We start from the raw sequence: 12,800 nt of genomic DNA, 5'->3' as shown, positions 1-12,800 counted from the left end.
ATGAAACGATTTTTCTTTATCATCCCATATGCAATACTATTTGGTTTATCCCTGCAGGCTTTTAATTTCAAGCTTGACCACCCCATTGCAGAAGATATCAGCCGCCTGATGCCAGTTAAAATGAAAGCGATAAAAGCAGAAGATAGTGAAGGAGCAATCAAAAAGGTCATTAAAGAAGCTGTAAAAAACGGTGATTCCATTTCCATTGCCGGAATGCAGCATAGCCAAGGGGGACAGACATTATACCCAAACGGGATCCTGCTGGATATGAAGCATTATGACAAAATCCTTGATTTGGATGTAAAAGAAAAACACATCACGGTTCAAAGCGGAGCAACCTGGGCTGATCTACAGGAATATATCAACCCATATGGACTTGCACTGAAGGTCAGTCAATCTCAAAACATATTCACCATCGGCGGTTCTTTGAGCGTTAATGTCCATGGCCGTGATATCCGCCATCATGCCTTGATAGAAACCGTGGAATCTTTTAGATTGCTTAACGCGAAAGGACAAATCCTAACGGTGAGCCGCGAAGAAAATTCGGAGCTCTTCTCTTCGGTTATTGGCGGATATGGTTTGTTTGGAGTAATACTTGATGTTACACTCCAGCTAACCGATGACGAACTTTATAAAATTAAAACGAAATCACTCAATTATGATGAATATACTTCGTATTTTAAAAGAGATGTCCTTCAAAACGATGCTGTTAAAATGCATCTGGCAAGAATATCGGTTGCTCCTGGCTCCTATTTGGATGAAATGTATGTAACGGATTATTATAGGGCAAATGACCAAGCACAGCTATCGAACTACAATACTCTCAAACGGGAAACAATCGTTGCCGTGCCTAAATTCTTTCTTGGCCAATCGCGTTATAATGACTGGGGGAAAAAGAGGTTTTGGGAAACTCAAGAGACCTACATGGCCAATATTGATGGTAACTTGGTTTCCAGGAATAATGTGATGAGGTCGGACTCTGCCTTTATGGATTACAGCAATCCCTCCAAAACAGAAGTGTTGCAAGAATACTTCGTTCCGATAGATCAATTTACTGATTATATCGATGATCTAAGAAAAACTTTATCACATGAAAAAGATTTCAATTTATTAAATATTACAATTCGTTATGTGGAACATAATGATGAATCACTCATGTCCTATGCCAAGGATGATATGTTCGCTCTTGTTATGCTAATCAATCAAGGGACAGATAACGAAAGTAAGGAAAATACGGGAAGGGTCATCCGTAATATGATTAATGTGACGCTTGAGCATAATGGCAGCTACTATTTGCCCTATTATGGTTATCCAACCAAGACACAATTATTTGAAGCGTATCCGCGTGCTGAGGAATTCTTTCAATTAAAGAAGAAGTATGATCCTGATAATCGCTTCATGAATCTTTTCTACAAGGAGTATCATCCATGAATTATAAACGTTTTGTTATTTACCAAGGCACTGTTGGTATGGCTGCCAGCATGATTTTCCCTTTTTATATTTTGCTAATCAAGAATGTAGGTACCAGCTATTCGCAATTCGGATGGGCATATGGAATATTCTCACTGACAGCAGCACTTAGTTACCCTTTAATCGGAAAATTCGCTGACAAAGCCGGTGACAAAACATTTCTCATTATCTATTCATGGGGGATGGCACTAATTCTTCTTGCCTTTCCTCTCGCATATGAAATTTGGCATGTCTATCTCCTGCAAATTATAATGGGGGTCCTTGGGGCTGTACAAAAAAACACTGAAAAAACGGTACTTGCAAGATATGTTACGAAAACAACCGCGGGTAAGGAAATTGGAAACTACCATGTTTGGACATCCATTGGTGCTGCAGCTGCCGTGATAGCAACCGGATATTTAGTCGACTTTTTAACGATTGGAAGCATCTTTTACCTTGCATCCTTAATGTTTGCCTGGTCTGGATTTATTATAATGAAGATGGATAAAAACGCTCCACTATCTAATGCAGAATAAATAAAAACATAAGGGTTATGGCTAGTTAGTGATAATTTTTAGTAGAAGCAGCATCTGCTTTAACCTAAGTAGATGCTGCTTCTACTATATAAAAGTATATAAATCATTTGCGGATCAAACACCAAAAACCACATATTCTTTCAAAAAATGAATTTCCATCCTACAAAGATAAAATATAATCCACTTCTCTTTTCTCACTTTTACTGCGGTATTTTTTCGAAATTCTAAAATCTGCGGTTTATTAGTAAATTAAAGACTACGGACAATAGCACATATATTAAAATACTACTTTCTTATCAACTTGGTTATTATTTTTTTGTCTGAAAAAACCAATGACATCATAATTATACCCATCCCAATCATCTGATGAATAGACAACGCTTCATGTAAAAAGAAAAAGCCTAAAATCATACCGATGACAGGCACTATATAATTACTGAATGACGTAAATAACGCGCCTTCTTGCCGAATCAGCCTATTAAATAATGCATAAACTACTCCTGCATGGAAAATGCCTAAAATCGCTAAGTAGATAGATTGAGATCGTTCTAAATCCAATTTGAAAGATTGCTCAAATAAAAGGGACATTGGGATGAGAAATGCACTGGCAATCAATAATACATTTCTCATATGAATAACGGAAGATCCCTCATTTAATTTCTCCATGATAATCAATGATAATCCAAAACTCATGGCAGCCAATATCAATAGGATATTACCTTGAATACTGGTGAAAAGGTCATGGAATCCTTGTGTTGGCCAGGAAAGGAAGACAATACCTGCAAATCCGAATAGTATACTTGTAATCTCCGGCATTGTGCTTTTTCTTTTGTAAAATGTTATTAAAAAGAGGATGGTAAAGACAGGAACCATTCCAATCAACATCGATGCGATACTGCTTGGTACCGTTTTCTGACCTTGCGCAATAAATACGAATGGTAGTACAACTTCGAAAACCGCAATGATTATATACCATTTATAATAACTCCTATTTACTCTTCGCTCTTCTTTTGATAAGAAAAAACCAATGAAGAGTAAACAGATACCACCTATACATGCTTTGATGGCTGACAAAGTAATAACCCCAACATTATCTATAACTAATGCAATAAAGAAGAATTGAGATCCCCATATACAACTAATCACCAGTAATAACAAATATTTATTCATTCACTTTACCTCTCTCTTCATTAATGGATCGCCAATAACCTTACTGATATGCTTTGACCGATTTCCACCAAAATAGTTTGTGCCGATTACACCAACAAGAATAATCATTGCACCAATAACGTGATAATAGTGTATGGATTCATGTAAGAATATCACCCCTGCCATAACCGTAATCAATGTCGCTAAATTACTGAAAACGCTCATCTTAGATGCTGGTAATATAGATAATGCATAGTTTGATAAAAAAGCAGTAAGCAGTGACGATAATGCACCAAGATATATGATCGAAATGAGAAATGCACTACTTGTATAGGGTAAAAAAAAGCTACTAAAAGATTGGTTAATGATATGGTTGATGATGGCCATACTATTAAAAGCAAAAAAACCATAGAACGTCATCACATAAGTTAACGTAAATAGTGAATATCGCTTTGTTAACCTTCTTGCTACCACATTATAAAGAGCCGCAGCAATCGCAGATAATAAGATCAGGATCGTTCCTTTCAAACTGTGAGCCTCAAGTTGCAAGTCATTCATGACAAAGATAAAGATAACCCCCATCACAGATAAGTAAAGAAAAAATTTCTGACTTTTACCCGCGTATTCCTTCAAAAATAATGAAGCTGATAATAACGTGAAAATTGGTATGGTCGCTTGGATGATACCCGCTTCTGAAGATGAGGTATAAACGAGACCAAACACTTGGAATGTAAAGAATAAAATTGGATAAAGGAACACCAACGGAAGAGTTTTCAAAGTATCCTTTGCACTCATTTTCACTGATGTCCTCCTATACAGCTTAAAAATTATAGCGATCAAAAAAGCCATCGTAAATCGATGTGCCAATGTGTCTAACGGACTCGCTTCCATTAATGATATTTTTGTAAAGATAAATGAAAATCCAATAATAATGGCATATAGTATCGCCGCAAAATAGGCTTTTTTATGTTCTGGCATATAGAGTAAATCCTCCTTTTCAACACCCGGCCGGTTGTTAGTATCGTATTAAAAGTTCGACTACGATACAATACAAATAAAAAGCATCTGTAACGGTACAGTTTTTAGGAGGTATTCATGTTAAAATACGTAGCTTTGTTTAATGAATTTGAATCTCTCATCCAGAATGGACAGCTCAAAGCAGGATTTAAACTCCCATCAATTCGTCAACTAAGCGATCAACATCATTGTAGTAAAAGTACAGTCATAAAAGCCCTGCAAGAATTGGAAAAGAGGCATTTAATCTATGCGGTACCTAAAAGTGGATATTATGTCGTTCAAAAAGAATTTAATGGTAAAAGTGAACCAACTGCGGAAATCGATTTTGTTACCTCCGCTCCCGCTTGGCATCAATTTCCGTATCATGACTTTCAACATTGCATCAACAAAGCCATCGATACCTATCAGCAAGAATTGTTTATCTATGGCACTCCAAAAGGACTACCCTCTTTAATTAAAGTGATACAAAAGCAATTAGAGCAATATCAGGTTTTCGCAAAGGAAGAACAGATTTTCATTACTTCTGGTGTGCAACAAGCACTTTCCTTATTAACACTTATCCCCTTTCCAAATGAACGTACCCATATACTTGTTGAACAACCTAGTTATCATTTATTTGTGGAGCAATTGAAAGCGTACAAGATTTCCGTGCTAGGAATCCAACGAACGGCAGAAGGTATTGATTTAGAGGAATTAGAACGGATTTTTAGTGGTCAGGAAATTAAATTCTTTTATACGATGCCTCGTTTTCATAATCCGTTAGGGACTTCTTACTCTAAAAAGGACAGGGAAGAGATACTAAAACTTGCTGTAAAGTATGGTGTTTATATTGTCGAAGATGATTTTTTAGCAGATTTCGAAGAAAATATGAAGGTAGACCCTATTTTTTCCGAGGATACACATCACATGGTCATTTATTTAAAAAGCTTCTCTAAAATAATGTTTCCAGGATTACGTATAGGTGTTGCCGTATTGCCAAAACCATTAGCGAACAGCTTCCAACTATATAAAAGAACAGCTGATATCGATAGTTCCATGATTTCACAAGCAGCCCTGGAAATCTACATAAAAAGCGGTATGTTTGAACGCCATAGAAACAAAGTGCGCCTGTCCTATTTAGTGCGTGCAAACTTGCTATATGATGCTCTAGAAAAGCACTCAACTTCAGGCTTTCATCGCCCAGCATCCATATGTATGAACGCTCATATCATACTACCTCATCGTTTAAATAGTGCTCACCTAATCAAAAACTTACACAATCAACAAGTACTGGTAGAGACGATAGAGCAAAATTATATAGATGGCTTTCACCAGGAAAAAATATTAAAATTAAACGTGTCCAATACAAATATACAAAAACTTGATCAAGGAATAGCACTCATTTATAAAGAATTGAATAACAAGCAGAACTATTACTTATAAAGCTTTTACATAAGGTATAGTCACTTTCCACTCAGAACATTTATCAAAAAAGCAGTAAAAATATTTTTTCTGATAACAACGCAAAGCCATTAATATCTGTAAATTACATCCATTAACATTTGTAATTCTGAAAAGCATATGCAAAATGAGCTCAACTAAAAAAGAGCTAAATAGAGTTGGCTCTCGGTTTGTATACAAAAAGGGGGCGGGATGGTCTCTTCCCGAATCCTTTTCACGATTTTATCGAGGGGATCATTACCATAATTTCAAAACAAAACTTGGTTATACTCCATGATTTTTTACTGTTTTATATGGGATGGAACTCTCGCTAGGTTGAAGAAATTTGCGACACTCCTGCCGAATAACTGGCTAGCCGGGACACCAAAGACGCTTTCGGCGAGGGAATGTTTTTTAAAGAAAAAAACTGTAGACAAACTCGCTTTTCTTCGAGTTTGTCTACAGTCTGAGAGCCCGTTAGACTTGGCTTTAATAAAGTTGCTCTTACTAGTTATTTATAATATTTTATACGATCCTCAAGTGGTTTGAATTCTTTATCACCTGGTTGAGCTGTTGGATTACCGAATGGCATTTGCGCAATCAACTTCCAATTACTTGGAACATCCCATTCTTTTTTCACATCATCATCAATTAGAGGATTATAATGCTGTAAAGTTGCTCCCAATCCTTCTGCTTCAAGGGCAGTCCAAACAACTAATTGATGCATTCCTGATGTTTGTTGTGACCAGATTGGGAAGTTATCGGCATAAGTAGCAAATTGTTCTTGAAGTGATTTCACAACAGATTCATCTTCAAAGAATAAGATGGTTCCATATCCCGCTTTAAAGGAATCCATTTTTTGTTGAGTGCCAGAGAAATCTCCCTCACCGACCGCTTTCCTTAACGCTTGCGTCGTAATATCCCATAATTTATCATGTGCTGAGCCTGTTAAAACAATAAGGCGGGAAGATTGGGAATTAAAAGCCGATGGCGTGTGTTTAACGGCAAATTCAACAATTTCTTTTATTTTCTCATCAGATACTTGGACCTCTTTATTGATTCCATAATATGAACGTCTCTCTTTAATGGCCGTGTAAAAATCTTTTGTCATGATTCATTCCTCCAGAGCATTTTTTCTATTTCAAATGATTATTCCATGTTTTATTTCTACCTGTTTTAGTATGGGCATAAACCCATATATCATTCGCTTAAGGTTACCCATTATTCTTTAATGAATTCCTTTGTGCTTCTCACTGTATCAATGGGACGGACCAATTTTTCGATTTGATCCCTTTTAGGTTCTAAGAACGGTGGTAAGGATAACTTTTCCCCAAGGGTTTCATATGGTTCATCCCCCATAAATCCAGGACCATCAGTGGCAAATTCGAATAAAATTTGCGGCGCCACTCGTACGTAAAGCGACTCAAAAAAGTGACGATCAACATAACCAGACGTTTGAAATTGGAAGCTTTCCATTCGTTCGATCCATTCTTCCAGAACGGAACGGTCTTCTACCCGGAAGGCTGTATGGTGAACAGTCCCAAAACCTTGCCGTGCCTGAGGAAGGCTCGAATTATGCTCGACAATTACTTGTGCTCCATTCCCGCCTTCCCCTACTTCGAATAAATGAAAGGATCCTTCTTCGGCTATTTCTTTGAATAATAGAACTTTTTCCATCATTTCTTTAAAGTAATCGAAGTTGGCGATACGAATGAAAATTGGTCCTAATCCTGTAATGGCGTACTCCAGAGGAATCGGTCCTTTTTGCCAGGGGATTCCAGCTGCTACCCCTTCATTGTTTTCATCTGAGATCAATTGATATTGCTGATCATCAAAATCGACAAAAGAAATGACCTTTTTACCAAATTGTTCTTGGATTCCTGTATTCCCCACTTCTAAACGGTCGAGACGCTTAACCCAATACTCTAATGCGGCATCATTCGGTACACGGAAGGATGTTTTTGAAATCTCATTGGTCCCATGCACACCTTTTGGAATACCAGGGAAATCGAAGAAAGTCATGTCAGTACCTGGACCCCCAACATCGTCTGCAAAAAACAGGTGATAGGTTTGGATATCATCTTGGTTAACTGTTTTCTTGACTAAACGCATACCTAAAATATCAGTGAAAAATTCATAATTCTTTTCTGCGCTGCTTGTTATGGCCGTTACGTGGTGTATACCTTTTAATCCATTCATACTTGATTCCTCCCATTAAAACGATTCAACTTATGGTTGTTTAGCTTTTTCATTAGTTCCCTATATTTTTCCTTCAAGCAGAGTGGTCTATTCATTAAAGGAGTTTGTATAGGGTTTTACACTTTTTAATATCTCGAATTAAATTATCTTTACTTAAAGGTAATTTATCATGAATTAAATTTACTGTCAACAATATTATCTCAAATTAATATATCTCAACACCAAAATAATTTCAGGCAAAAAATACTGTCAATTTCCCTTTCTATAATAGGAGAAATTAATTCTAAATATTCTACGTAAGAATATCCATTCTAATGCAAATCCACTTCTGTATAAGGGTTAATGTCTATAGCTATAAATGCGGCAAAGATAATCAATCACTTCTTTGGCAAAATTGGATTAGAATAAGTAAAAAACTATTAATGCGATTCAATACGAAAGCCCTCAGGAAAAAACAAAATTTTTACGTGAGGGCTATTTCGTTTTGGTTTCTTATTTTACGTGATGCAAATCCGCTTGTTTTCCGGATGAAGAGTTTGTGCCATCATTTTCTTTTGACTTCTTAGAAGAAAGATAAACTCCTGCGAAAATAATCAGCAGGCCAATAATTACATTAGGATTTATCGCTTCTCCAAGCAGGACGTAGCCCCAAACCATAGCTGTTGCAGGAATAAGGTATGTAACCGATGCGGCTAACTCTGGGCTGCCATTTTTATTGATGTAAAAATAGATTAGCTGGCCAAGCCCAGAGCCAAAGCACCCAAGACCGACTATGGCGAAAATCGTCAGCGGTTCCATCAACATCACTGGCTTAATCGGCTCTGTTATTAGCATCCCGATCAAACCGATAACGGCACCCGTGAGCAGCGTAAACGTCGTAATGACCAATATGCTGGTACTGGAAAGAAATCTTTTCGTAAAATGACCAGCAAAACCATAACAGATGGACGCTAGCAGCATTGTCCCAATCCCGATGAATTCCTTTCCGAAAAGCTGACCGATTTGAAAATCCATCAATACTAGAATTCCGAAAAAACCAATTAGAATGCCCATCCATTGTCGGGCGGTTAGAACGTATGAAAAAATGATAAATCCGATGATCCCCGTCCAGATGGGTGTGGTTGCATTTAGAATCGATGCCGTACTGCTGTTAATCTCTGTTTCACTTAAAGGTATTAATCCCCATGCTAATCCGCAATTGAAGATTCCGACAACGACCAGTGCTTTCCACGGCAATTTCCAGTTGATTTCCCTGCGCTTCCACCATAACACGGGAAGCAGAACAACAGCACCCGCAAAACAGCGGAGAAACACAATGCCCCAAATTCCCGCTGGCGGGAGCATCCACTTCATAAAAACAAATGATAAACCCCATATCAAACTAAGGCCGATTAAAGCCCCGTATAATCGAAGCATGATGTTCCCCCTTCCTACTTTCTTATTATGACAAAAATTGTTAGGGATTTCATTTAAAATCTTGCTATATAAGATGAACTTGAAATTTTCTTCTGCCAAAATCGAAACAACACCCTATAAAGGCAAGACAAAGATGTCTTAAAAAACTAAAGAGGCGTGAGTTCATCAAAGAAGGCAAGCCAGTGTGCAGGCTTGCCTTCTTCTGAAAAATGAAGTAAAAAAACGCAGCTTGTTATTTTGTTTCTTCCACCTACCGCCGTTTAAATTTCTGTGCTAAAGTTTGGGATAATACCTTTCACTTCGAATTGCCTAATTTGATATTGATAGTAGTCATAAGTACGTTTTACCTGCTCGAATATTTAAGTTTGTCGCCTAATAGATCAAGTGATTATTATATTTTTACTTCGGCATCAGAATTGACCATTATTTTCATATTGGCGATGGCTACAGTTTCTCCGTTTTGTTTTTTTATTTCTTGGATGACTGTTACAACACCTTGATAGCCCTTTTCAAAAAGGTCAATCACCTTTAATTCTACATGTATCGTGTCCCCAATAAAGGTAGGGTTTGTAAATCGAACTTTCTCCAAACCATAAAATGCAACGACGATTCCTGGTTCAAATTGAAATAAGCCGGTTGCAGCCGAAAGTATAAGCATTCCGTGGGCTATCCTTTGCTTAAATTGTGTATTTGCTGCATACTCCTTATCAGTATGGAGGGGAAACCAGTCACCGCTAAATGCAGAAAACATTACTAGATCTGCTTCGGTTATAGTACGTCCTTTCGACACCCATGTTTCTCCGATTTCATATTGATGGAAATATTTATTAAACATTATTCCAATCTCCTTTATTTGGGCTTGAATTAGTTGGCGGAAAATTCAGATATTAAATACTATATACTATATAATTTAGTGATAGTTTTTAAAATCAACACTATAAAAAATGTTTTTCAAAGACGTACTATTCGATGTGAATAGCGTTTAAAGCTAGTAAATGAAATATATTTTCCAATGCTCACCGGCAAATATTTAAACGATGGCAAACAAGCTGAATATACCAATTACAAAGAATACAGCAAGTGTCTTTATAATGGTAATAACAAAAATGTCTTTATATGCCTGGCGATGTGTGAGTCCAGTAACAGCTAGAAGAGTAATTATAGCTCCGTTATGTGGCAAAGTATCAAACCCACCTGCTGACATAGCAATGACACGATGTAAAACTTCCAACGGAATGTCAAAATGAGCAGCTGTTTGTATATACGTATCCGCCATTAGGCTCAACGTAATGCTCATCCCGCCAGATCCTGAACCAGTAATGCCGCACAAAACATTTGTCATGATCGCCCCATTAATTAAAGGATTCGAAAACATTCCAGTAAGATAATCTTGTATCACAGTAAAGCCGGGTAAAGCAGCAATCACACCCCCAAAACCATATTCGGTTGCCGTATTCATGGTTGCAAGCAATGCCCCATTAATCCCTATATTAATACTCGAATTGAAATTTAATTTGACAGCTTTTAAGTTTAATAAGACGGTTGCTATTATTCCGAGAATAAGAGCCATCTCTACAGACCAAACACCAATAACTTTAGACATATCAACATTTCCATAATCTTTTAACCCAATTGTAGAAAAATCAAATCCTTTGGCATACCAAAGAGGAAAAGACTCAGTAAAAAACTTATTCATCACTCCAACTAACACCAACGGAATAAAAGCAAGCCAGTCTTTTCTACTTATAGCTTTTTCAGAATCCATTCCCAACTTATTAGTCGTTTCCAGCGATATAGCAGAACTAGCTGCCATTTCTGCTTCAGCAGCTTCCTTATCAATAGCTTTATCCCCCATTCCAAAATACCCTTCACCATTTCTAGCTGCCTTATGTCGACAATGATTTAAGTATAAAAGGCTCAAGGAAATGATAAATATTGCCCCAATAATTCCTAATGTCGGTGCAGCATAGATGTCAGTTTTAAAGAACCCCGTTGGAATGACATTCTGAATTTGCGGAGACCCTGGAAGTGAATCCATGGAAAAGGTAAAAGCACTAACTGCAATTGTCGCAGGAATTAAACGCTTTGGAATATTAGCTTCGCGAAACAGCTGAGCAGCAAATGGATAGATGGCAAACACTGCAACAAACAAACTAACTCCGCTATAAGTCAGGATTGCGCCCATTATCACAATGGCTAGAATGGCTTGTTTAGCCCCGATAAAACGGACAATAATTTTAGCTATGCTCTTTGCAACACCGCTTATTTCAACCAATTTCCCAAAAATAGCACCTAGTAGAAAAACCGGGAAATATAATTTAACAAATTCAACTAACTTAACCATAAATATATTAGAGAAGAAAGGTAAAACATGTCCAGGATCCGTTAAAAATACAGCAAACAAAGCGCACAATGGTGCAAAAAGTATAACAGAAAATCCTCGATATGCTAGAAACATAAGTAATCCTAGTGAAATAATAATAATTATTACATCCATATTGATTTCCCCCTTTTTCTCAAAATATAATATGTTATCATTTGTTGCTGGTTTGAATGCATTGCCCCAAGACTTCTTGGGCATCATAATTCACTTTTCTAGTGAACATAGTAAAGAACTCTAATTAATTTCCCGAATAGATCCATTGTTTTTTTAAAAATAACTTTATCTATTTAGTTTATAAACAAAAATTAGTTACATCAGAATCTTCTTTTTTTCAAAAATTGGACTTGACTCTGGTTTTGTCATGAAGGATTACTTATCAACGAAGTTAGGCTCTCTTTTATTAATAAAGGCTTCAACGCCTTCCTTAACGTCCCTAGTCTGAAAAACATGGCCAAAATTTTCAGCTTCAATCACAAGTCCATCTTCAAGTGTTTGTTCATAACCATAATCAATAGAGTGCTTTGCAAAAGTTAAAGATTGTAAAGAATAATTGCACATACATTTTGCGATTTCCATTGCTTTTTTTATGGATTCCCCCTTTGGCACGACATGATTAACAAGTCCTATTTGTTTGGCCTCTTCAGCAATCAGTGGCTCACCAGTAAAGATCAATTCTTTTGCTTTTGCTTTACCTATCAGTCTAGGAAGTCTTTGAGTTCCCCCTGCCCCTGGAAACAACCCCAATTTAATTTCAGGAAGCCCAATCCTAATTTGTTCCTCCGCAATCCGAATGTCACAACTTAAGGCAAGTTCACATCCTCCACCTAATGCTAATCCGTTGATTGCAGCAATGGTTGGTCGAGATAGACGTTCAATTTTATTAAGTGGTTCCTGAAGCCAAAGTGATTTCCCCTTTCCTTCTTCGACTCCTTTTCCTATCCATGCTGGAAATTCTTTAATATCTCCACCAGCAACAAAAGCTCTTTCGCCTTCACCTGTAAGGATAATGACCTTAACATTGTAATCGCTTTCAATTTCATCCACCACAAGATTCAATTGTTCTATAACATCTGCGCTTAATACATTAACAGGTGGATTATCAATAATAATCGTTGCAATATTACCCTGTTTCGACCATGAAACAACTTGATTTTTATTCTTCATCGGCTTTCCTCCTCAACCTTAAGTGTACTTGTGGGGTTCCAGATGTTCTTGCATTGCTGAAAACGTGC

11 protein-coding genes are annotated in these 12,800 nt (G+C 37.0%); 3 read left to right on the top strand and 8 right to left on the bottom strand.

Annotated elements, in window-relative coordinates; all coding sequences use genetic code 11:
- Window positions 1-1,431 carry an FAD-binding oxidoreductase gene (locus tag QUF78_RS11630; RefSeq protein ID WP_289324763.1) on the top strand — a complete coding sequence of 477 codons (1,431 nt, stop codon included), beginning with the start codon at window positions 1-3 and terminating at the stop codon, window positions 1,429-1,431.
- Complete coding sequence (locus QUF78_RS11625) at window positions 1,428-1,985, top strand: MFS transporter (protein ID WP_289324762.1); 558 nt, start codon at window positions 1,428-1,430, stop codon at window positions 1,983-1,985. Before QUF78_RS11630 ends, QUF78_RS11625 begins: the two co-directional genes overlap by 4 nt.
- A 285-nt stretch (window positions 1,986-2,270) precedes the next feature.
- On the opposite strand, the gene QUF78_RS11620 is transcribed toward QUF78_RS11625, so the two are convergent.
- Complete coding sequence (locus QUF78_RS11620; RefSeq protein WP_289324761.1) at window positions 2,271-3,155, bottom strand: DMT family transporter; 885 nt, start codon at window positions 3,153-3,155, stop codon at window positions 2,271-2,273.
- Window positions 3,156-4,112 (bottom strand): DMT family transporter, encoded by a 957-nt coding sequence (locus QUF78_RS11615; RefSeq protein WP_289324760.1) that lies wholly within the window; start codon window positions 4,110-4,112, stop codon window positions 3,156-3,158.
- 117 nt (window positions 4,113-4,229) lie between these two features.
- Between QUF78_RS11615 and QUF78_RS11610 the strand changes: the two genes are divergently transcribed.
- The gene (locus QUF78_RS11610) at window positions 4,230-5,573 is read left to right on the top strand and encodes an aminotransferase-like domain-containing protein (protein WP_289324759.1); all 1,344 of its coding nucleotides are present in this window, start codon (window positions 4,230-4,232) and stop codon (window positions 5,571-5,573) included.
- A gap of 508 nt (window positions 5,574-6,081) precedes the next feature.
- Here the strand turns inward: QUF78_RS11610 and QUF78_RS11605 are convergent.
- From QUF78_RS11605 to QUF78_RS11580, 6 genes are all read right to left on the bottom strand, one after another.
- On the bottom strand, window positions 6,082-6,681 hold the full coding sequence (locus QUF78_RS11605; RefSeq protein ID WP_289324758.1) for a nitroreductase family protein: 600 nt from the start codon (window positions 6,679-6,681) through the stop codon (window positions 6,082-6,084).
- A 110-nt stretch (window positions 6,682-6,791) separates the two neighbouring features.
- Window positions 6,792-7,769, bottom strand: coding sequence for a ring-cleaving dioxygenase (locus QUF78_RS11600; protein ID WP_289324757.1), 978 nt, complete (start codon window positions 7,767-7,769; stop codon window positions 6,792-6,794).
- A gap of 492 nt (window positions 7,770-8,261) precedes the next feature.
- Complete coding sequence (locus QUF78_RS11595; RefSeq protein WP_289324756.1) at window positions 8,262-9,185, bottom strand: DMT family transporter; 924 nt, start codon at window positions 9,183-9,185, stop codon at window positions 8,262-8,264.
- 391 nt (window positions 9,186-9,576) lie between these two features.
- Window positions 9,577-10,020, bottom strand: coding sequence for a MaoC/PaaZ C-terminal domain-containing protein (locus QUF78_RS11590; RefSeq protein ID WP_375088592.1), 444 nt, complete (start codon window positions 10,018-10,020; stop codon window positions 9,577-9,579).
- A 195-nt stretch (window positions 10,021-10,215) separates the two neighbouring features.
- Window positions 10,216-11,682 (bottom strand): GntP family permease, encoded by a 1,467-nt coding sequence (locus QUF78_RS11585; protein WP_289324755.1) that lies wholly within the window; start codon window positions 11,680-11,682, stop codon window positions 10,216-10,218.
- Window positions 11,683-11,937: 255 nt separating this feature from the next.
- Window positions 11,938-12,732, bottom strand: coding sequence for an enoyl-CoA hydratase/isomerase family protein (locus tag QUF78_RS11580; RefSeq protein ID WP_289324754.1), 795 nt, complete (start codon window positions 12,730-12,732; stop codon window positions 11,938-11,940).
- Between the last annotated feature and the right edge of the window lie 68 nt (window positions 12,733-12,800).

The organism is Peribacillus sp. ACCC06369, from assembly GCF_030348945.1.
Taxonomy (GTDB): Bacteria; Bacillota; Bacilli; order Bacillales; family DSM-1321; genus Peribacillus.
Note: the sequence above shows the minus strand (reverse complement) of the source record. Positions and strands in the feature narration are given on the sequence as shown.

Excerpts from the sequence above, each read along its gene's own strand:
- QUF78_RS11580 (WP_289324754.1), bottom strand. The coding sequence starts at position 12,732 with ATGAAGAATAAAAATCAAGTTGTTTCATGGTCGAAACAGGGTAATATT.
- QUF78_RS11605 (WP_289324758.1), bottom strand. The coding sequence starts at position 6,681 with ATGACAAAAGATTTTTACACGGCCATTAAAGAGAGACGTTCATATTAT.
- QUF78_RS11615 (WP_289324760.1), bottom strand. The coding sequence starts at position 4,112 with ATGCCAGAACATAAAAAAGCCTATTTTGCGGCGATACTATATGCCATT.
- QUF78_RS11610 (WP_289324759.1), top strand. The coding sequence starts at position 4,230 with ATGTTAAAATACGTAGCTTTGTTTAATGAATTTGAATCTCTCATCCAG.
- QUF78_RS11590 (WP_375088592.1), bottom strand. The coding sequence starts at position 10,020 with ATGTTTAATAAATATTTCCATCAATATGAAATCGGAGAAACATGGGTG.
- QUF78_RS11625 (WP_289324762.1), top strand. The coding sequence starts at position 1,428 with ATGAATTATAAACGTTTTGTTATTTACCAAGGCACTGTTGGTATGGCT.
- QUF78_RS11630 (WP_289324763.1), top strand. The coding sequence starts at position 1 with ATGAAACGATTTTTCTTTATCATCCCATATGCAATACTATTTGGTTTA.
- QUF78_RS11595 (WP_289324756.1), bottom strand. The coding sequence starts at position 9,185 with ATGCTTCGATTATACGGGGCTTTAATCGGCCTTAGTTTGATATGGGGT.
- QUF78_RS11600 (WP_289324757.1), bottom strand. The coding sequence starts at position 7,769 with ATGAATGGATTAAAAGGTATACACCACGTAACGGCCATAACAAGCAGC.
- QUF78_RS11585 (WP_289324755.1), bottom strand. The coding sequence starts at position 11,682 with ATGGATGTAATAATTATTATTATTTCACTAGGATTACTTATGTTTCTA.
- QUF78_RS11620 (WP_289324761.1), bottom strand. The coding sequence starts at position 3,155 with ATGAATAAATATTTGTTATTACTGGTGATTAGTTGTATATGGGGATCT.